23 protein-coding genes are annotated in these 18,782 nt (G+C 68.4%); 11 read left to right on the top strand and 12 right to left on the bottom strand.

The genetic code is table 11. The annotated features are described in order from the left end of the window. Positions 1 to 107: 107 nt before the first annotated feature. The 4 genes from IAG39_RS05775 to IAG39_RS05790 all read left to right on the top strand — a co-directional run bounded on the left by IAG39_RS05775 (position 108) and on the right by IAG39_RS05790 (position 3,771). The gene (locus tag IAG39_RS05775) at positions 108 to 1,163 is read left to right on the top strand and encodes a sugar phosphate isomerase/epimerase family protein (RefSeq protein ID WP_118932965.1); all 1,056 of its coding nucleotides are present in this window, start codon (positions 108 to 110) and stop codon (positions 1,161 to 1,163) included. Positions 1,164 to 1,191: 28 nt separating this feature from the next. Continuing rightward, the gene (locus IAG39_RS05780; RefSeq protein WP_059378805.1) at positions 1,192 to 2,064 is read left to right on the top strand and encodes an alpha/beta fold hydrolase; all 873 of its coding nucleotides are present in this window, start codon (positions 1,192 to 1,194) and stop codon (positions 2,062 to 2,064) included. A 2-nt stretch (positions 2,065 to 2,066) separates the two neighbouring features. Continuing rightward, positions 2,067 to 3,002 carry an alpha/beta hydrolase gene (locus IAG39_RS05785; protein WP_059378807.1) on the top strand — a complete coding sequence of 312 codons (936 nt, stop codon included), beginning with the start codon at positions 2,067 to 2,069 and terminating at the stop codon, positions 3,000 to 3,002. Positions 3,003 to 3,081: 79 nt separating this feature from the next. Next, complete coding sequence (locus IAG39_RS05790) at positions 3,082 to 3,771, top strand: HAD family hydrolase (protein WP_118932984.1); 690 nt, start codon at positions 3,082 to 3,084, stop codon at positions 3,769 to 3,771. Between the two features lie 23 nt (positions 3,772 to 3,794). Here the strand turns inward: IAG39_RS05790 and IAG39_RS05795 are convergent, their stop codons facing one another. Further along, positions 3,795 to 4,568 (bottom strand): SDR family oxidoreductase, encoded by a 774-nt coding sequence (locus IAG39_RS05795; RefSeq protein ID WP_118932966.1) that lies wholly within the window; start codon positions 4,566 to 4,568, stop codon positions 3,795 to 3,797. A gap of 140 nt (positions 4,569 to 4,708) precedes the next feature. On the opposite strand from IAG39_RS05795, the gene IAG39_RS05800 reads away from it, so the two are divergent. Beyond that, positions 4,709 to 5,227 (top strand): MgtC/SapB family protein, encoded by a 519-nt coding sequence (locus tag IAG39_RS05800; protein WP_118932967.1) that lies wholly within the window; start codon positions 4,709 to 4,711, stop codon positions 5,225 to 5,227. Between the two features lie 16 nt (positions 5,228 to 5,243). Here the strand turns inward: IAG39_RS05800 and IAG39_RS05805 are convergent, their stop codons facing one another. From IAG39_RS05805 to IAG39_RS05830, 6 genes are all read right to left on the bottom strand, one after another. After that, entirely contained in the window at positions 5,244 to 5,990 is a 747-nt protein-coding gene (locus tag IAG39_RS05805; RefSeq protein WP_118932968.1) for an SDR family oxidoreductase, read from the bottom strand. A 44-nt stretch (positions 5,991 to 6,034) separates the two neighbouring features. Further along, positions 6,035 to 6,403: a cupin domain-containing protein gene (locus IAG39_RS05810; RefSeq protein ID WP_118932969.1), complete on the bottom strand. Its 369-nt coding sequence runs from the start codon at positions 6,401 to 6,403 to the stop codon at positions 6,035 to 6,037. Between the two features lie 97 nt (positions 6,404 to 6,500). Then, positions 6,501 to 7,295, bottom strand: coding sequence for an AraC family transcriptional regulator (locus tag IAG39_RS05815; protein WP_118932970.1), 795 nt, complete (start codon positions 7,293 to 7,295; stop codon positions 6,501 to 6,503). Next, positions 7,292 to 8,284 carry a formylglycine-generating enzyme family protein gene (locus IAG39_RS05820; RefSeq protein ID WP_118932971.1) on the bottom strand — a complete coding sequence of 331 codons (993 nt, stop codon included), beginning with the start codon at positions 8,282 to 8,284 and terminating at the stop codon, positions 7,292 to 7,294. The genes IAG39_RS05815 and IAG39_RS05820 overlap by 4 nt, the downstream gene beginning before the upstream one ends. Positions 8,285 to 8,379: 95 nt before the next feature. Next, complete coding sequence (gene alkB, locus IAG39_RS05825) at positions 8,380 to 9,048, bottom strand: DNA oxidative demethylase AlkB (protein WP_118932972.1); 669 nt, start codon at positions 9,046 to 9,048, stop codon at positions 8,380 to 8,382. Between the two features lie 6 nt (positions 9,049 to 9,054). Continuing rightward, complete coding sequence (locus IAG39_RS05830) at positions 9,055 to 10,599, bottom strand: phospholipase D family protein (RefSeq protein ID WP_118932973.1); 1,545 nt, start codon at positions 10,597 to 10,599, stop codon at positions 9,055 to 9,057. Between the two features lie 97 nt (positions 10,600 to 10,696). Between IAG39_RS05830 and IAG39_RS05835 the strand changes: the two genes are divergently transcribed. Continuing rightward, a complete protein-coding gene (locus IAG39_RS05835) occupies positions 10,697 to 11,269 on the top strand; it encodes a helix-turn-helix domain-containing protein (RefSeq protein WP_059378827.1) in 573 nt (190 codons plus the stop codon). Positions 11,270 to 11,276: 7 nt separating this feature from the next. Beyond that, positions 11,277 to 11,813: a GNAT family N-acetyltransferase gene (locus tag IAG39_RS05840; RefSeq protein WP_059378828.1), complete on the top strand. Its 537-nt coding sequence runs from the start codon at positions 11,277 to 11,279 to the stop codon at positions 11,811 to 11,813. 34 nt (positions 11,814 to 11,847) lie between these two features. Here the strand turns inward: IAG39_RS05840 and IAG39_RS05845 are convergent, their stop codons facing one another. Beyond that, positions 11,848 to 12,180 carry a hypothetical protein gene (locus tag IAG39_RS05845; protein WP_059378829.1) on the bottom strand — a complete coding sequence of 111 codons (333 nt, stop codon included), beginning with the start codon at positions 12,178 to 12,180 and terminating at the stop codon, positions 11,848 to 11,850. A gap of 245 nt (positions 12,181 to 12,425) precedes the next feature. Here IAG39_RS05845 and IAG39_RS05850 point away from each other — a divergent pair, with 245 nt between their 5' ends. Together IAG39_RS05850 and IAG39_RS05855 are read left to right on the top strand one after the other, a co-directional pair. Next, positions 12,426 to 12,575, top strand: coding sequence for a hypothetical protein (locus tag IAG39_RS05850; protein WP_165867857.1), 150 nt, complete (start codon positions 12,426 to 12,428; stop codon positions 12,573 to 12,575). 182 nt (positions 12,576 to 12,757) lie between these two features. Then, positions 12,758 to 13,573, top strand: a complete 816-nt coding sequence (locus IAG39_RS05855; protein ID WP_118932974.1) for an SDR family NAD(P)-dependent oxidoreductase — start codon at positions 12,758 to 12,760, stop codon at positions 13,571 to 13,573. 21 nt (positions 13,574 to 13,594) lie between these two features. On the opposite strand, the gene IAG39_RS05860 is transcribed toward IAG39_RS05855, so the two are convergent. Both IAG39_RS05860 and IAG39_RS05865 read right to left on the bottom strand, forming a co-directional pair. Next, entirely contained in the window at positions 13,595 to 14,365 is a 771-nt protein-coding gene (locus IAG39_RS05860) for a sulfite exporter TauE/SafE family protein (RefSeq protein WP_118932975.1), read from the bottom strand. Continuing rightward, positions 14,362 to 14,775: a sel1 repeat family protein gene (locus IAG39_RS05865; RefSeq protein WP_165867858.1), complete on the bottom strand. Its 414-nt coding sequence runs from the start codon at positions 14,773 to 14,775 to the stop codon at positions 14,362 to 14,364. The genes IAG39_RS05860 and IAG39_RS05865 overlap by 4 nt, the downstream gene beginning before the upstream one ends. A gap of 124 nt (positions 14,776 to 14,899) precedes the next feature. On the opposite strand from IAG39_RS05865, the gene IAG39_RS05870 reads away from it, so the two are divergent. Beyond that, complete coding sequence (locus IAG39_RS05870; RefSeq protein WP_118932976.1) at positions 14,900 to 15,799, top strand: LysR substrate-binding domain-containing protein; 900 nt, start codon at positions 14,900 to 14,902, stop codon at positions 15,797 to 15,799. Here IAG39_RS05870 and IAG39_RS05875 read toward each other — a convergent pair. Further along, positions 15,796 to 17,199 carry an MATE family efflux transporter gene (locus tag IAG39_RS05875; protein ID WP_118932977.1) on the bottom strand — a complete coding sequence of 468 codons (1,404 nt, stop codon included), beginning with the start codon at positions 17,197 to 17,199 and terminating at the stop codon, positions 15,796 to 15,798. The two genes, IAG39_RS05870 and IAG39_RS05875, sit on opposite strands and share 4 nt — an antisense overlap. A gap of 130 nt (positions 17,200 to 17,329) precedes the next feature. Between IAG39_RS05875 and IAG39_RS05880 the strand changes: the two genes are divergently transcribed. Further along, complete coding sequence (locus tag IAG39_RS05880) at positions 17,330 to 17,812, top strand: MarR family winged helix-turn-helix transcriptional regulator (protein ID WP_059378842.1); 483 nt, start codon at positions 17,330 to 17,332, stop codon at positions 17,810 to 17,812. Here the strand turns inward: IAG39_RS05880 and IAG39_RS05885 are convergent. After that, on the bottom strand, positions 17,799 to 18,749 hold the full coding sequence (locus IAG39_RS05885; protein ID WP_118932978.1) for a DMT family transporter: 951 nt from the start codon (positions 18,747 to 18,749) through the stop codon (positions 17,799 to 17,801). The genes IAG39_RS05880 and IAG39_RS05885 overlap by 14 nt on opposite strands. Between the last annotated feature and the right edge of the window lie 33 nt (positions 18,750 to 18,782).

Raw genomic sequence — 18,782 nt, forward strand, 5'->3', positions numbered from 1 at the left:
CAGTGTAACGCCGCATGTGCGCTGCCTGGCGTGCGTAGCCTGCGCTTGCGCCGATTCTTCGCATCGTCTATTCTTTGTCGTTCGACAAACAATTAGGTTTAAGAATCATGCAAACGATCAAAGGACCCAGCCTGCACCTGGCCCAGTTCAGCGACGCCGTCGCGCCCTTCAACAGCCTGCCCGCCATCGCGGAATGGGCTGCGGGCGTAGGCTTCAAGGCCTTGCAGATTCCCGCCTGGGACCAGCGCTTTTTCGACAGCGCGACGGCGGCCGTCAGCCAGGACTATTGCGACGAGATCAAGGGAACGCTGGCCGCCCATGGCCTGGTGATCAGCGAACTGACCAGCCATATCTACGGCCAGTCGCTGGCGGTGCATCCGGCCTACGACGCCATGGTCGACAGCTTTGCGCCGCTTAAGGCGCGGGGCAATCCGCAAGCCAGGACGGCGTGGGCGCGGCAAGGCCTGCTGGATACGGCGCGCGCATCGCGCAGGCTGGGCCTGACCGATATGGGCACGTTCTCGGGTTCACTGGCCTGGCCCTATCTGTTCCCGTTTCCGCAGCGTCCGGAAGGCTTGATCGAAGCGGCGTTCGATGAACTCGCCAAGCGCTGGCTGCCGGTGCTGGACGAGTGCGAAGAGCAGGGCGTGAACCTGTGCTTCGAGATTCATCCCAGCGAAGACCTGCACGATGGCATTTCTTTCGAGATGTTCCGCGAGCGCGTGGGCGGCCATGCGCGTTGCGCCATTCTGTTCGACCCCAGCCACTTCGTGCTGCAACAGCTGAATTACCTGGAATACCTGGACATCTACAAGGACTACATCCGCATGTTCCATGTGAAGGACGCGGAGTTCAATCCGACCGGCCGGCAGGGCATCTATGGCGGATACCAGTCCTGGATCAACCGGGCCGGGCGCTTCCGCTCGCTGGGAGACGGGCAGGTGGACTTCAAGGCGATCTTCTCGAAGCTGGCGCATTACGACTACCAGGGCTGGGCCACGCTGGAATGGGAATGCTGCCTGAAGGACCAGGAGACCGGCGCGCGCGAGGGCGTGGAGTTCATCAACCGCCACATCATTCCGGTTACCTCCAAGGTCTTTGACGACTTCGCTGGCGCGGCCATCGACAAGCAACAGATCAACGCCCTGCTGGGCATCGCATGAACGGCCCGCGCCGCATCGGAAATCATCCATGACACACCAGAACTTTTCCTTCGACGCCTTTTCACACCAGTACGTCCATGTCGGCGGACACCGCATCCATTGCGCCACGGCGGGCTCCGGCACGCCCGTGCTGCTGATTCCGGGCTGGCCCCAGACCTGGTACACGTGGCGCCACGTCATGGCGGCGCTGGCGCAGGCCGGTTACCAGGCGATCGCGGTGGATCCGCCCGGCACCGGCGATTCCGACCGTCCGGCATCGGGCTATGACACCGGTGCCATCGCCGCCACGCTGCACCAGTTGATGGCGCAGCTGGGCCACGCGCGCTACCAGGTGGTGGGCCACGATATCGGCATGTGGGTGGCCTACGCGCTGGCCAGCGATTTTCCGGCGGCGGTGAGCCGGCTGGCGCTGACGGAAGCCGTCATACCAGGCCTGGCGCCCGCGCCCACGATCTTCGCGCCGCCGCAGGAGAACATCTTCCTGTGGCATTTCATGTTCAATCAGTTGCACGATCTGCCCGAGACGCTGATCGCGGGCAGGGAAAAGGCCTACCTGACCTTCATCTTCGACAAGTGGTCGCATCGCCGCGACCGGGTCGCGGCCGAGGTCTACATCGACGCCTATGCGGCGCCCGGCGGACTGCGCGGCGGATTCGCATACTACCGCGCCATTCCGGAGACCATCAGGCAGAACGCGCTGCGCGCCAAGCGCATGCTGGAAATGCCCACGCTGGCCATCGGCGCCGAGCATGCGACCCGCGACGCGCCGCTCGTCACCATGCGCGAGAATGCCCGGAATCTGCAGGGGGCGATCATTGCCGACTGCGGGCATTTCGTCACCGAGGAATGCCCCGAAGCCTTCCTGGAGCATCTGCTCCCGTTCCTGTCGCGGGAGGGCTGAAGGTGGCGCTCGACCCTCGCATCAATGCCTATCTGAGCCGTCTGTCCGCGGTGTCGGGGCCCATGGTGCTCGAAGAGATCCGGGCAGAGACTGAAATCAGTCTGCGCAAGCTGCAGGGCCCGGACGAAGAAGTAGGGGCAACGGAGTTGCACCAGGCCGTTTGCGGGCAAGGCCAGCCGTTGCGGATCAGGTCCTATACGCCGGCCGGCAGGGAACACGAAACCGGTCTGCCTGCCCTGGTGTACGCGCATGGCGGCGGCTGGTTCCAGTGTTCGCTGGAACTCTATGACAATCCTTGCCGGGCGCTGGCCAACGCCACGCAATGCAAGGTGTTTTCGGTGGATTACCGCCTGGCGCCGGAGCACAAGTTCCCCGTGCCGGTCGAGGATTTCTACCGCGGCGTGCAATGGGTGTGCGACAACGCCGAAAGCCTGCGCATCGATGCCGCCCGCATCGCGGTGGGGGGCGACAGCGCGGGCGGAAACCTTGCGGCCACGGTGGCGCTGATGGCGCGGGACCGGGGCGGTCCGGCCATCGCCCATCAGTTGCTGCTGTACCCGGTGCTCGACTATTCGTTCTCGACCGAGTCGTACAGGACCTATGGGCAGAACTTCTTCCTGACCGAGGAGGTCATGCGGTATTGCTGGTTCACCTATCTGCTCAACGAGAGCGACGGCGCCTCGCCCTACGCCTCGCCGGCGCGGGCGGAATCGCTGGCCGGCCTGCCGCCCGCGACGCTGCTGGCCTGCGAATACGACCCCGTGCGCGACGAGGCCGAGGCTTATGTGCGGCGCCTGCGCGAAGCCGGCGTTCCGGTCAGCGCCCACAGGCTGGAAGGCATGGTGCATGCCTGCATCCATATGCTGGGCCTGACCCCCGCGGCCCGGCGGCTATTCGACCTAGCCGGGCAGGCTTTGCGGTCGGCCTTCGGGGCCTGATGCCGCGCAAGCCTCCTGCGTTGTGCGGGAGGCTTGCAGTATGCTTACCGGCTTCCAGAACATTCCCGACCTTGCTGCAATGACTGATTTCCCCTTCGATGCCGTGCTGTTCGACTGCGACGGCGTCCTGGTCGATTCCGAACCCATCACCAGCCGCGTGCTGACCGAAATGCTCAATGAACTGGGCTGGGGCATCACGCATGCGGAAACCATGCAGATCTTCACGGGCAAGGCCGTCAGGGATGAGCTGCCGCTGATCGAGTCGCGCACGGGCGCCACGATCACGCCGGACTGGTTCGATCAATTCCGCCAGCGCCGCAACGCCGCGCTGGATCGGGATCTGGTCGAGATCCCCGGCGCGCCGGACGCGGTGCGGGCGCTGCATGTGGCCTTGGGCGGCCGCATCGCCGTGGCTTCGGGCGCGGACCGGCGCAAGGTGGAGCTGCAGCTCGCCAAGGTCGGCATTGCGGAGTGCTTTCGCGAGCGCGTCTTCAGCGGCCATGAAATGCCGCGCAGCAAGCCTTATCCGGACGTGTACCTGGCGGCCGCGCAGGCGCTGGGCGTGGACCCCCGGCGTTGCGCCATCGTGGAAGACACGGTGACCGGCGCCACGGCCGGGGTGGCCGCCGGCGCCACGGTGTTCGGCTATAGCCCGGACGCCAACGGCCATAGCGGCGCAGAGGCCTTGCGCGGCGTGGGCGTGGCCCACGTGTTTACCGACATGGGCGCCCTGCCAGGGTTGTTGGCGGGGTGGCGCCAGGCCGCCTAGGGGGCTGGCGCGCCGAACGGTCTTTAACCCGCGTATTGCTCGCCGCCGTCCAGGTCTATCACCGTGCCGCTCAGGTAGCCCGCGCGCGGCGAAGCGCCGAACACGATCATGTCTGCGACTTCGCCGGGTTCCATCAGGCGTCCGAAAGGCAGGTCCGACAACGTTTCCTGCCAGCGGCTTTCGTCGCCCCAGCGCGCCTGGGCGCGCTGTTTGGCCAGCGTCAGCACGCGGTCGGTGCGGGTACGCGAGGGATTCACGCCGAAGACGCGCACGCCATGGCGCGGCGCATCCCCGCCCAGGGCGCGCGTGAAGCCGATCAGCGAGGCATTGGCCGCCGCGCCGCAGATGTAGTCGGCGCGCGGCGCCGCCCCGCCCATGCCGATGATGTTGGCGATGACGCCGGCGCCGGCTTCGCGCATGCGCGGATAGTAGTGCCGGGCCAGATCGATGTAGCCGTAGACCTTCAGTTCCCACCCCGCGCGCCAGCGTTCGTCCTGCACCTGGTCCAGCGCCCCGCCGGGCACCGCGCCGGCATTGTTCACCAGGATGTCGATATCGCCCGCTTCCTGGCTCAGGCGTTGCACCGCGCCGGGTTGGGCGAGGTCTAGCGCAATGGTCCGGGGCTGCTTGCTGGTTTGTTCGCGTATGGCCTCGGCCGCCGCGCGCAGCGCCTCCCCGTCGCGCGACACCAATATCGGATCGGCGCCCTCGCGGGCGAAGGCGAGCGCGCAGGCCAAGCCTATGCCCTTGGATGCGCCCGTGATGAGCACGCGTTTACCGTCCAGCTGCAAATCCATATAACCCTCCGGTTGGTTTCGTGCGCAGTCGTGCGCGACGCCTCGAAGTTTGTACCCCAGTCGTACCCGCTAGTGCCAGCGGGGCTCGGCGCCTGCTATGCTGGCCGGACCATTTCCCATCAAAAAAGGGGGGGACGGCGATGACGGAAATCTGGCTGGAAATCTGGTCCACCGCGCGCAGCGAGTTCGCCGACATCCCCGATGTGGGCGAGGCGACCCGCATCGTGCTGCGCCTGAGCATGGCGATGCTGCTGGGCGGCCTGCTGGGCTACGAGCGCGAGCGCAGCGGCAAGGACGCGGGCTTGCGCACCCACATGCTGGTGGCGCTGGGCGCGGCGATCTTCGTGCTGGTGCCGCTGCAGGGCGGCATGGAAGTCGGCGACCTGAGCCGCGTGCTGCAGGGCGTGATCGCCGGCATTGGTTTCCTGGGCGCGGGCGCCATCATTAAACTGAGCGGCGAGCGCGAGATCCGCGGGTTGACCACCGCGGCCGGCATCTGGATGACGGCGGCCATCGGCGCCGCGGCGGGCATGGGGCGCGAGGCCACCGCCGTGGTCAGCACGCTGATGGCCCTTTTCGTGCTGGCGGTGCTGCGGCGGGTCGAGGCGCGCATCGCCGCCCGCAAGGAACGCGGCCTCATCTCTACCGACGCCAAGTAGACCCGGCGCAGGCGTTTCAGTTGCCGCCGGACACGTCGATGAACGAACCGCTGGTGTAGCCGGCCTCGTCCGAGAGCAGCCACATCACGGCGCCCGCCACTTCTTCGACGGTGCCGCCGCGGCGCAGCGGAATCACGCCCTTCAGGCGGTCCACGCGGCCGGGTTCGCCGCCGCTGGCGTGCATGTCGGTGTAGATGGTGCCGGGACGCACGCCGTTGACGCGGATGCCTTCCGGCGCGACTTCCTTGGACAGGCCGATGGTCATCGTGTCCATGGCGCCCTTGGAGGCGGCGTAGTCCACGTATTCGTTGGGCGAGCCCAGCCGGGCGGCCGCGGACGAGACGTTGACGATGGCGCCGCCCTGGCCGCCATGGCGCGTCGACATGCGGCGCACCGCCTCGCGGGCGCACAGGAAGGCGCCGATCACATTGGTGGACAGCACGCGCAGCAGGCGCTCGGCGCTCATCTGGTCCACGCGCATCTGCTGTTCGAGGATGCCGGCGTTGTTGACCAGCGCGTCGATGCGGCCCAGTTGCCGATCCAGTTCGCCGTACATGCGCAGCACCTGGTCCTCTTGCGAGACATCGGCCTGCAGGGCAACGGCGCGGCCGCCGCCCTGCACGATTTCGGCGACCACCGCGTGCGCGGTGTCGGCGTTGGCATGGTAGTTGACGCCTACCGCGTAGCCGCGGCGGGCGGCCAGCTTGGCGACGGCGGCGCCGATGCCGCGGCCACCGCCCGTGACGAGCATGATTTTGGACATGGCTTGCTCCTGGTGGGCTTACACCTTAGCAGATGGCGGCGGGCTCAGATCCAGACGTCGTTGGGGGCGCTGCGCTCGCCGCCCTGGTCGCCGGTGTTGCGCACGCCGCGCGGTTCGATCAGCAGCATTTGGACTTCTTCGACCGCACAGGGCTTGTGCTCCACGCCCTTGGGGACCACGGCCATTTCGCCTGGGCCGAGGTCGATGTGGCCGTCGCGCAGTTCGATGCGCAAGCGGCCCTCGATGACGATGAAGGTCTCGTCGGTGTCGGCGTGGCTGTGCCACACGAATTCGCCCTGTATTTTCACCAGCTTGAACTGGTAGTCGTTCATCTCGGCGACGACCTTGGGCATCCAGTGTTCGGAAAACAGCGCCAGTTTTTCGGCGAAATTGATGGGAAGGATATCGGGCATGGGACGGCCTGCGGGCGGGGTTGAGCAGACCCAAGGATAGAAGGCCGGGCGGGCGCCGTCTTGTACGATCGTGCAGCCTTGCGCGCAGGCCAGTGGCTCAGCGGCGCAGCATGCGGCGCCAGCGGTCGGGCGCCATGCCGTAGGTCTGGGCGTGGCGGCGCGTCAGGTGGCTCTGGTCGGTGAAGCCCGCCGCGGCGGCCGCTTGCGCCAGCGGCATGCCCGCGGCGATCAGGCGCCGGGCCTGGTCCAGGCGGCGCAGCATTACGTAGCGGTAGGGACTGGTGCCGAACAGCGCGCGGAAGTCGCGCGACAGGCTCCAGCGATCCGTGCCTGCGGCCGCTGACAGCTGTTCCAGGGTGATGGACTGTTCGAGCGAGGCGTGGATGTACTGGCGCGCGCGCTCGGCGGCGGCGTAGTCGACGCTGCGGCGCGCGGGCTTGCCGCCGGCCGCGGCGCACAGGGCATGGCTCAGCTCGTACAGCGCGTCGTCTTCCTGCAGCGGGTCGATGGACTCATGCGTGTCCTGCAGCAGGCTGGCGCTGGCGGCATACAGCCGCGGATCGGCCGAGATGCCGCCGGGGATGAACGGCAGCGGCCGTCCGCCCAGGATCTGCTGGATAAGCGCAGGCTCGACGTAGATCATGCGGTAATGGAAACCGGCCTCGGTGCCGGCCTGTCCGTCGTGGACTTCGTCGGGATGCAGCACGATGGTGCCGCCGGGCAGGCTGTGCCGCAGCCCGCGGCGGTAGTGGAAGCTCTGTACGCCCGACAGCGTGCGGCCGATGGCGTAGGTGTCGTGGCGGTGCATGCCGTAGCCGGGACCGCCGAAGTAGGCCTCGATGCGCTCCAGCTGGCCCGAGGGCGCTGCGCGCAGTATCCAGTCTTGCTTCAATCCGCCTCCCGCAGCAGCCTCAGTCCCACCAGAGGATAGCGCGTTTCCTGCGTGTTCCAGTTGCGGTAGGAGGCGCGCGTGTACAGCGCCCAGGTATGCCAGGAGCCGCCGCGGCGCACGCGCACGTTGCCGCTGGCGGGGCCTTGCGGGTCGTCCGCCGGCGAATGCGCGTAGTAGTCCTCGCCGTACCAGTCCGAGACCCATTCCCAGGCGTTGCCGTGCATGTCGTACAGGCCGAAGGCATTGGGCGCGTAGCTGGCGACCGGGGCGGTGAAAGCGTGGCCGTCGGCGCGGGCGGAAGCGTGCGCCTGCCATTTGGGCCAGAGCGGCGCGGCGTCGGCGTCGAAGCCGTTGCCGACGTCGGGCATGGCGGCGGGATCGTCGCCGTTCTGGTAGCGGGTGCGCGTGCCGGCGCGGCAGGCGTATTCCCATTCGGCCTCGGTGGGCAGGCGGTAGACCTTGCCCTCGGTCTGGGTCAGCCAGCGGGCCAGCGCCGTGGCGTCGTTCCAGCTGATGTTGACGACGGGATGGTCGTCGCCTTGGGCAAAGCCCGGATTGCGCCAGGAGTAGCGGCGGTCGCGGCCTTCGAAGGCGTCGCCGCGCTCGGACTTGTCGGGGTCGTACTGCGGGTTGTAGCCATAGCCGCCGGTGCCGTCGGCCTCCGACTCCGGCACATACCCGGACGCTTCGATGAAGCGGCGGAACTGGCCCACGGTGACTTCCGTGCGTTCCAGGTAGAACGGGCGGGTGATGCGCACCGTATGCACCGGCGCTTCATCGGACAGCTGGGCGTAGCGGTCCGGCGGATACAGCGGATAGTCGCGCGCCAGCGCCTCGGGCGCTTCGTCGCTGCCCATCTGGAAGCTGCCGGCCGGCACGCGGACAAAGGTCATGCCCAGTGAATTTTCGATCAGGGCGGGCGGTTCGCCCGACCAGCAAGGCGCCGATACGAGGGTGCAGAGCAAAGCCAGGGCGGTGCGTGTGCGCATGGGAATCCGGTAGGCGGAGCATGAGGGGTGCGCAATAGTAGAGCCGCCGCTCGCGGCCGGCCAGACGCGGGGAACCCTCATGTCGCGGCGGGGGCTCAGCCGGCGCGGCGGATGGTGAAGTTGATGCGCTGGCTGCCCAGCCGCGGATGCGGCAGGTCCTTGATGGGCATGATGCCGTGGTAGCGCAGCCGGTCGACGCCGCCCCATACGGCCACGTCGCCATGGAACAGCGGCGTGCGGCTGGCCTTGTCGGCGCGCTGGTCGCCGCCGAAGAGGAACATGGCGGGCATGCCCAGCGACACGGAGACGATGGGCGCGCCGTAGTCGCGTTCGTTCCTGTCCTGGTGCAGCGACAGGCGCGAGCCGGGCTCATAGCGGTTGACCAGGCAGGCGTCGGGCTCGAAGCCGAGAAAGCCGGCCTCGGCCGCGGCGGCTTGCGCCAGCTGCAGAAAGGCCTGCGGCATGGCGGGCCAGGGCTGGCCGGAAAGCGGATCGATGCGCGCATAGCGATAGCCGCGCGCGTCGCTGGTCCAGCCCAGCTGTCCGCAATTGGTCAGCGCCACCGACATGGTGTAGCCGCCGGGCGTTTCCATGTGCCGGAAGGGCGCCTGGGCGGTCACGGCATCGACCCCGGCGAGCAGGGCGTCCATCACGGGCAGGGCAAAACCGCGCAGCACCACGGATTGCGGGCCGAGCACGACGCGCCCGCCGTGCGCGGCGCCATCGTCGCCGTTCTCGCCAAACAGGTCCAGGTTGGCAGCCATGTCAGCCTACAGCAGCGGTTCCAGCGGCAGCAGCGACACGAACCAGACCGACAGGCGCTGCCACACCGTGGTGCCGGGTTCGGTGTCGTGCCGTATGGTGTCGCCGTTGCGCTGCTCCAGCCAATAGAGCTGGCCCTTGTCGTCCAGGCAGACGCGGTAGGCGGACTTGGGCAGGTCATTGTCGAACGCGTCGGCGATGCGGCGCGCCAGCGTGGGGCTGTCTATGACGAAGCCCAGTTCGGTGTTGAGCTTGGCCGAGCGCGGGTCGAAGTTGAAGGAGCCGACGAAGATGCGCTGGCCGTCGACGGCGAAGGTCTTGGCATGCAGGCTCGAGCCCGAGCTGCCGAAGGGGCCCATGCTCTTGTTGCGTTCGACTTCGGCGCCCATGCGCTTCATTTCGTAGAGTTCCACGCCGCTGGCCAGCAGGTCCTTGCGGCGCTTGGCGTAGCCGGAATGCACCACGGCGACGTCCGTGGCTTCGAGCGCATTGGTGAGGACCTTGACCTTGATGCCGCTGCGCGCCATTTGTCCGAAGGACTCGGTGCCGACGGCGGTAGGCACGAAATAGGGCGACACCAGTTCGAGATCGGTGGTGGGGGTGCCGATGATTTCATGCAGCTGATGCGGCAGCATCGCCTCGGGTGGCGCGGTGCCCAGCGTCTTGCGCGGATCGTCGCTGACCATGCGCGTGTCGGCCCACTCCAGTGTCAGCTGGCCTTGCAGCAGTTGCTGGATGAAGGGCAGCTTGCGCATGGCGTCGGCATAGGCGGCGGCTTCGGGAGAGCGCTCGACCCGGGTGGCGGCCTGTTCCAGTTCGTCGAGTTCGCCGGGGCTGGTCTTCTTCAGCAGCCGGTCTACCGGGTAGGCAGAGTCGCTGGCCCAGTAGCGGTCGAAATCCGTCGACACGTCATTGACCGCGGCGCCGATGGCCAACACGTCCAGGTCGGTGAAGAGCACGCCGCTGGCCGCGCCGAAGTACTCATCGCCGATGTTGCGCCCGCCGATGATGGTGGCCTGGTTGTCCGCGGTGAAGGACTTGTTGTGCATGCGGCGGTTCAGGCGGCTGAAGTCCGTCACGTAGCCCAGGGACTTGGGCCAGCGCAGCACGAAGGGGTTGTACAGCCGCACCTCGATGTTCGGGTGCGCGTCCAGGGCGGCCAGTTCCTCGTCCAGCCCGGAGGTGCCGTTGTCGTCCAGCAGCAGCCGCACGCGCACGCCGCGGTCGGCCGCGACGTGCAGGGCTTCCAGCAGCATGGTGCCGGTCATGTCCTTGTGCCAGATGTAGTACTGCACGTCCAGGCTGCGCTCGGCGGCGCGCGCCAGCAGCATGCGGGCGGCGAAGGCGTCGTAGGCGTCGGGCAGGGGGTGGATGCCCGATTTGCCGGGATGTTCGGCGGCCAGCGGCGCGATGGCCCGGCCCAGGGCGGTGTCCTGCGACGCCTCGGGCGTCAGGGCGTGGGATACGCTGCGGTTGTCCAGCGGCGGCAAGCCGCAGCCGCTCAGGAGGCTCAGGCAAAGGGCGGTCATCATCAGGGGTTTGGCCAGGTGCATGACCCGTATTGTGCCGAAATCGCGGCGCGGGTTGGTTGCGGCGGCGGTTCGTCCGCGGCGCTTGACGTATTTCCGTATTTGAGAGAAATTCTCTAATATGGAAAATTCAAACGAACCCGACGCCGATCTGGACCGGCGCATCGCCGGCCGGCTCAAGGCGTTGCGCCAGGAGCGCAACTGGTCGCTGGACGAGCTGGCCGCCCGCGCCGGTCTCAGCCGCGCCACCCTGTCGCGCCTGGAGAACGCCGAGGTCAGCCCGACCGCCAGCGCGCTGGGCAAGCTGTGCGCGGCCTATGGCATGACCATGTCGCGCCTGATGCTCATGGTCGAGGACGATTTCGTGCCGCTGGTGCCGCAGCAGGCGCAGGCCGTGTGGGTGGACGCCAGTGCGGGATTCCGCCGCCGCTCGGTGTCACCGCCCGCGCAGCAATTGGCGGGCGAGGTGCTGGCGTGCGAACTGGAGCCCGGCACGCGCATCGCCTACGAGCGGTCGCCCCGGCCGGGGCTTGAACACCATCTGCTGATGCTGGAAGGCGAACTGGCCATCACCGTCGACGGGCAGGCGCATGGCTTGTCGCAGGGCGACTGCCTGCGCTACCAGCTGTTTGGCGCCAGCGAATTCTCAACCCCGCCGCATTGCGGCGCCCGTTATCTGCTCTTCATCGTCTGAGTCCATCATGTCCCATCCGAATCCTGAATTGACCCTGCTGTCGGCGGATGCCGCCGACGTTCTCGTGCCCGAGCTGGCCGAGCTGCTGCGCGCCTGCGTGCAGGGCGGCGCCAGCGTGAGCTTCGTACTGCCGTATTCGTCGGACGAGGCGCAGGCCTTCTGGCGCGCCAAGGTGTTGCCGGCGATCGCCGGCGGCAAGTCCGCGCTGTGGGTGGCGCGCCAGGACGGACGCGTCGCGGGGTCGGTGCAGCTGGATTGGGACACGCCGCCCAATCAACCCCACCGCGCCGAGGTGCGCAAGCTGCTGGTGCATCCGGATTTTCGCCGCCGCGGCATCGCCCGCGCCCTGCTGGCCGAGGCGGAAGCCATGGCGGTGCGTCAGGGCCGCAGCCTGATCACGCTGGACACGCGCACGGGCGATAGCGCCGAGCCGCTGTATGCGTCGCAGGGCTACCAGACGGTGGGAGTGATACCGGGTTTCAGCCGCGATCCGCATGATGCCGCCAAGCTGGACGGCACCACCATCATGTACAAGCAGCTGTAATGGACGCTGCCGCCGCGGGCGGCAGAGGCAGGCCTCAGGCCAGGGGCTTGATGCCCACGCTGTACGGCGGGGCGTTGCCGCGCGCCGGGGCCTTGATCTTCAGCATCGAGCCGCCAGGGGTGAATTCGAACTCCTGGTAGGGCACTTCGAACCATTGATGAAAACTGGTGCGCGAGAATTCCGGCACCCAGACCTTGGCGCGCTTGGCATCGCAGTGGAATTCGACCAGCGTGCGGTCTATGCCCAGCGGACGGGTATTGCCGATGCGGTAGCTGACTTTGAGTTCGGCGCGCGCGGTCGAGCCGGGGCGCCAGGCCAGGCCGACAGATTCCATGAATTTTTCGATCGCCTCGATACCGCGATGCATGACTGACTCCGAATGCGGGCGGGCGCTAGGCCCAAGAAAAGTGCTGTTTCCCGCAGCGCTGCGGCAAACACCCCGAATTATCCGTCATTCCAGGCCCGGGCGTCTCCCGGCTTGCATCCCGTCAATCGGCGCCATTGAGTAAAGCAAATGGACGGCGCGCGGCCAGGCCCGCACCATGGCATCCATGTCCTCTATAAGACCTGCGCGGCCCGCGCCGGTCCGGACGCAAAATCCTAGGAGTCATCATGGCAAATTTCATACTGGCATTGGTCAACGCGGAACTCTCTCTCTTCGGCGTCGAGACGCCCGGCGCGGCGCAGGAACCGTCAGCCGCGCCGCAAGCGGCAAGCGCGCCGGCATTCGATAGCGAGCACTACCGCAGCGCGTTGGGCTGAGCGCGAGCGGAACACAGCATTGCAGGAATAGGCAGGTTTCACGCAAGAACGAGCCTGTACGCGCAGGCTGGCGATTCTTACCATCTCTTCCAGGGTCGGGGCGGCGAGTCCATTGCGGATGCGCTGGCTCCGCCACGCTGCCGGGCGCGTTGCCGGCAGCACACGCAAGGGAAGGGAATCGCATGAATACCGAAAAAATCTGGTTGGTGACGGACGCATCCGCGGGGCTGGGCCTGGTCCTGGTGAAGATGTTGCTGGACTTGGGCCACAAGGTCGCGGCGACCTCGCAGGACGGCGATGCGCTGCTGGACGCGGTGGGCGCCAAGCTGGAGGGGCGGTTCCTGCCCCTGACGGTGGACCTGGCCGATGAGCGCAAGGTGCAACGCGCGGTGGATGCCGCGGTGACTGCCTTCGGCGGGCTGGACGTGGTGGTGAACAACGCGGGCCATGGCCTGCGCGGCGCGCTGGACAGCCTGCCGGACGAGGACTTGCGCGACACCTTCGACATCAATGTGTTCGCCACGCTGAACGTGATCCGCGCGGCCCTGCCACGCATGCGCGCGCAGCGCAGCGGCCACGTGTTCAATATCTCGTCGATCCTGGGCTTTGATGGCGGCCGGGCCGATTGGGGCGCCTATAGCGCCGCCAAGTTCGCCGTCAGCGGCCTGACCGAAGCCCTGGCCGCCGAGGCCGCGCCGTTCGGCATCCGGGTGTCGCTGGTCTATCCAGGCGCGCTGCGCATCGAGGACGGCGAGCAAGCGCCCGAGCAGGCGGCGCGCAATGCGCAGGCGCGCGACGCGGACGGAGATCCGGCCAAGATGGCGCGCACGCTGATCAACGCGGCCCAGGCGCAATATGCGCCCCTGCACCTGTTCCTGGGGCGCGACGCCTTCGACCAGGCGCGCGCCAAGATCCAGACCGTGCAGCAGGAGTTGGCGCGCTGGCGCGAGATGTCCGTGTCGATTGGCTTCGTGGACGAAAGGCGGATGGCCGCCTGACTTTCCGTCCGACGGCCGGTCTCAGGCCGTCCAGCCTTGCACCGCCTGGTAGGCGCCCAGGAGTGCCAGGCTCACCATGAAGCAGCGCTTGAAGGCCTGCGCCGACATCCTGCCGCGCAGCCATGTGCCCAGCGCCATGCCGGCCAGCGCGGGCAGCAGCATCAGCAAGGACGCGCCGGCGTCTTCAGGCGCATAGCCGCCGTTGACGCCCAGGCCGATCGCTAGCGCCACCGTGGACACCGTGAACGAGATGCCCATGGCCTGGATCAGGCCGTCCTTGCCCAGGTTCAGGGCTTGCAGATAAGGCACCGCGGGGATGACGAACACGCCGGTCGCCGCAGTGATGACCCCGGTAATGGCGCCGACCGATACGCCCACCAGCCCTTGATGGCGCCGCGGCGCCCTGGGCGGCGAGCCGAACAGGCCCCAGGCGGCATAAGCCACCAGCGCCAGCCCCAGGCATACGCTGGCCCAATGCCCCGAAGGCGGACCGAGCCACAGCGCACCGCCTATCGTGCCGGCGCAGACGCCGGCCTGCATGGCGCCGATGCGGCGCAGCACCTGGGGCAGCATGGCCCAAGGCCGGGCCTGCCAGAGGTTGGTGATGAGGGACGGCACGATCAGCAATGCCGCGGCCTGGGCCGGGGCCATGACCAGCGCCAGCATGGCCATGGAGATGGTGGGCAGTCCCAGCCCCACGACGCCCTTGACCACGCCGGCCAGGATGAATACCGATACGGTGACGGCAAGCAGCGTCGGCGTGCCGCCGGGAAACAGGTCCAGGAGGTTCATGCGGGCTCGCAGGGGACGGTGAGGCCGTCGCGCGGACGGCCGAACAGGGCGTAGGCAACATCGTCCGCGCCCTTGCCGTCCTGGCGGGCCGCGCGCAGCAGCCACCGCCGTCCCTCGCACAGGTCGGCGCGCAGGGACTCTCCGTAGAGCGCCGGGCCGCCCAGCAGCGCGATGCCCAGCATGCGCTGCGCTGGCGCGTGACCGTCGCTGGCGGCCGCGCGCAGCCACTGTGTCATGGCGGCGTAATCGCCCTGGGTCTGGGCTTCCAGCGCCAGCGCGTATTTCTGCGCGGGCGTGGTGTGCGGGTCCAGGCTGCCGGCTACGGCCAGGCCTGAGCCGTGCAGGCTCAGGGCCAGCAGGACAAGAGCGGGCCAATGGACCCGGTGGCGCTGCGGCGTGATGGTTTTCATGGAATTTCCCTGGATTGGAAGGGGCGAGACTTGATTGTCATCCGCGGCGCCCTGGAACCGGTATCGGGATCTTGCGTAGTTGGCCTATGGCACAGCCTGAGGGTTGCCGTGCTACGCTTTTCGCATGCGATTCGATCTCACCGATCTGCGGCTGTTCCTCAACGTACAGGAAACCGGCTCCATCACTGCGGGAGCCAAGCGCTCCCACATGACGCTGGCATCGGCCAGCGAGCGTATCCGCGGCATGGAGGACACGCTGGGCGTGCCGCTGCTGCTGCGCGAGCCGCGCGGGGTCGAGCCCACGCCGGCGGGCCGCACGCTGGCGCACCATGCGCGCGTGGTGCTGGCGCAGATGGACCGCATGCGCGGCGAGCTGGACCATTACGGCCTGGGATTGAAGGGGCTGGTGCGCGTGCTGTGCAACACCACGGCCTTGAGCGAATACCTGCCGCCGGTGCTGGGCGCGTTTCTCAAGGACCATCCCCGCGTCTCGGTGGACCTGGAGGAACGCTTGAGCCACGAGATCGCCGACGCGTTGCGGGCAGGCACCTGCGATATCGGCGTGCTGGCGGATTCCGCTGACCTGCAGGGCTTGCGCACGCAGACCTTCCGGCATGATCCCCTGACGCTGATCGTGCCGCCGGAGCACGCGCTGGCCGGCCGTCAGTCGGTGCTGCTGGCCGACGTGGCCGACCAGGAGTTCGTCGGGCTGGTCGAGGGCAGCGCCTTGCAGGAACACATCGCGCATCAGGCGCGCCGCGGCGGCAAGGCCTTGTCGTACCGCGTGCGGTTGCGCAGTTTCGATGCCGTGTGCCGGATGGTGGGGCAGGGCGTGGGTATTGCCATCGTGCCGCGCGTGGCGGCGGCGCGCTATGGCCGGGCCGCGGGCGTGCGGCGCGTGGCGCTGGCCGACGATTGGGCCGCGCGCGACCTGGTGCTGTGCGTGCGCGACACGCTGCCGGCCTACGCGGCAGCGCTGGTGGAGTACGCGCTGCGCGACGCGCCTGCGCGCCCGGACCGCTAGGAGCGCGCGAACAGCCGGCGCCAGCCCTGGGCCGGGCGGTCGAACCAGGAGCCCGACGCGACGGCGCCGAGGATGACCAGGCCATAGACGCACATCGCCAGCGCCGCGATGGCGAAGAACAGGCCCATCGATCCCGTCAGGCGCAAGGCAATGGCGCCGGCGCCGATGCCGAGCAGCAGGCGCAGGAACCCCGCGATCAGCGGCCATTTCAGGCGGCCGGCGCCCTGCGAGGCGAAGTACATCGAGAATCCCAGGGCGAAGAAGCCGTAGACCGGGCCGACCGTGCGCAGGTAGCTGGCGCCGGCTTCCAGCATGTGATCCTGCGCGCCGAACAGGCGCAGCCAGGCCTCGGGGAAGAACGCCGCCGCCAGTCCGATGGTCTCGGCCAGCACAAAGGCCATCGCGCCGCCGGTCAGGGCGATGCGCAGCGCGCGTTCGGGCTGGCCCGCGCCGATGTTGGACCCGACCATCGCCACCATGGGCGCGCCCAAGCCGAAGGCGATGGGCATTAGCAGGTATTCCAGGCGCACCGCGATGCCATAGCCGGCGACCGCCGCGGTACCGGCATAGGCGCCGACCAGAGCCGCCGTCAGCGCCACCAGGGCGTTGGTCAGGAGCGGGTTGATGGTGGCCAGCGCGCCCACGCTGAGGATGTTGCGCATCAGGCCCGGATACAGGCGGCTGGGCACCAGCCGCGCGGCATTGCGTCCGCTGGCGCAGTACAGGCCCAGGATCAGCGCGCCCAGGGCGTAGTAGATCACCAGCGCCCAGCCGCCGCCGGCCACGCCCAGCGCGGGAAAAGGCCCCCAGCCGAAGATCAGGCACGGCGACAGCGGGATCAGCAGCAGGGCGCCGCCGCAGATCACGGCGCCGGGCACCAGCATGTTGCCGGTGCCGCGGATGGCGCTGGCGAACGCGTTCATCAGCCACATCAGGACGATGCCGCCGAAGATGACGTCGGAGTAGGCCAGGGCGGCCTCGAGCGCCTCTCCCTCGGCGCCCAGTGCGCGGTACAGCCACGGACCGCCAAGCAGCAGCAGTGCGCAGAACGCCAGGCCCAGCAGGCCGTTGAGCACCACGGCATGCAGTACCAGCTGGTCCGCCTCGCGCTGCCGGCCGCCGCCCAGCGATCTTGCCACCGCGGCCGAGATGCCGCCGCCCATCGCGCCTTGCGACATGTTCTGCATCAGCATCAACACCGGCACCACCAAGGCCACGCCCGCCAGTACCGGCGTGCCCAGGCGCGCCAGGAACCAGGTCTCGATCAATCCCGTGGAAGACTGCGCCAGCATCATCAGGATGTTCGGCCACGCCAGGCGCGCCAGCGTGGGGCCGATGGGCGCGTGCAGCATGGCCTGCAGGCGCGCGTTGGCGGGACGGGGCGGCGGGGGCGCGGACATCGGAAGGAACCCTTGGGTGGCGTTCGAATATTTACGTGCATATGCCAATAAAAGTCAAGATTGAGCTAGACTCGAGTCCATGCCGGCGGTAGCGTTGAGTCCTCGCCGTCCTCCTCTTCCTGCGCCTGTCATGTCCGACGAACAGCCCTCCGTTTCCGCCGCTTCCGTTGCACCCGATCCGTTAGTCTGCAACGGCGCCGCGTTGCGCAAGGCGACCCGGCGCGTGTCGCAGCTGTACGACACGGTGCTGGCTCCCTGCGGCCTGAAGGTGTCGCAGCATTCCATCCTGGTGCACATCGCGCGCGCGGGCACGCCGTCGATGACGGACCTGGCGCGCATCATGGTGCTGGACCGGTCGGCGCTGGCGCACAACCTCAAGCCGCTGGAGCGCGACGGCTACGTGCAGATGTCGCGCGACCCGCTGGACGGCCGCAGCCGCCGCGTGGCGCTGACGGATGCGGGACGCGCCAAGCTGGCGGAATCCAAGCGGCTGTGGAAGGATGCGCAGCGCCGCTTCGAGGCGGCCTACGGCGCCGAGCGCGCGGCCGCGTTGCGGCGTTCGCTGGCCGATATTTTTTCCGACGAGTTTGCGCTGGCCTTCAGCCGCGGCTAGGGCCGCTGGGGGCTTGTTCGCCAGCGGCTGCGGGCCCGGCGCGTAGCCGCCGGCCGCGCGAGCGCAGCCCGGACCCGCCCAACATCAGCACCGCGCCCAGCACGCAAGCCATGCCGGCCAACTGCGCGGGAGCCAGGGACTCGCCCAGCAGTCCGGCGGCAAGCGCTACCGCCGACACCGGCGCCAGCGCGGTGAACAAGGCGGCTTCGGCGCCGTTGACGCGGGCCGCGCCCGCATACCAGAGCAGAAAGCCGCCCACGGTGGGCACCAGCGCGTAGTAGGCCACCGCGGCCACCGCCGGCGCGGGCAAGTCCAGGTTCCAGGGCGCTTCCGCCACGCTCGCCACGGCCGAGAACGCCAGGCCGAAGCCCGTCATGAGCGTCGATAGCGCCAGCGGCGCCACCGGCTGGCGCAGCCGTTTGTTCAACAGGATGAATAGTCCTTCGCACAGCACCGCGCCCAGGATCAGCGCGTTGCCCGCCAGCGAGCGCGCGCCGCCTTGGCCGGCCGAATGGCGCATCATCAGCCAGACGCCGAAGGCGGCGGCGATGATGGCGGCCAGCGTGGCTTTGCCCGGGCGTTCGCCCAGCAGCAGGATGGCAATGGCGGCCGAGACCAGCGGCAAGGTGCCGAGGATGATGCCGCCGTCCACCGCCGACGCGCGCTGCAGCCCAGCGATCAGCAGCGCGGTGTAGCCGACGCTGCCGGCGATGGCCTGGACGGCCAGCAGCAGCCAGTCGCGCCGCTCCAGCCGCGGCAGGCGCGCGCCGGTCAACGCCATCAGCAGCGCGAAGCAGGGCAAGGCGATGGCGAAGCGCAAGGCCGTCGCGGTGAAGGGCGGCAAGCCCGTGCCGATGATCTTGCTGGCGGCTACCGTGCTGCCCACCAGCGCCATGGCGGCCGCCAGATAGCAATAGCCCCGCATTCGATTGTTCATGATCCGATCCGCGCTCTTTCAGAGAGAAGCGCA

The organism is Achromobacter xylosoxidans (assembly GCF_014490035.1).
Taxonomy (GTDB): domain Bacteria; phylum Pseudomonadota; class Gammaproteobacteria; order Burkholderiales; family Burkholderiaceae_B; genus Achromobacter; species Achromobacter bronchisepticus_A.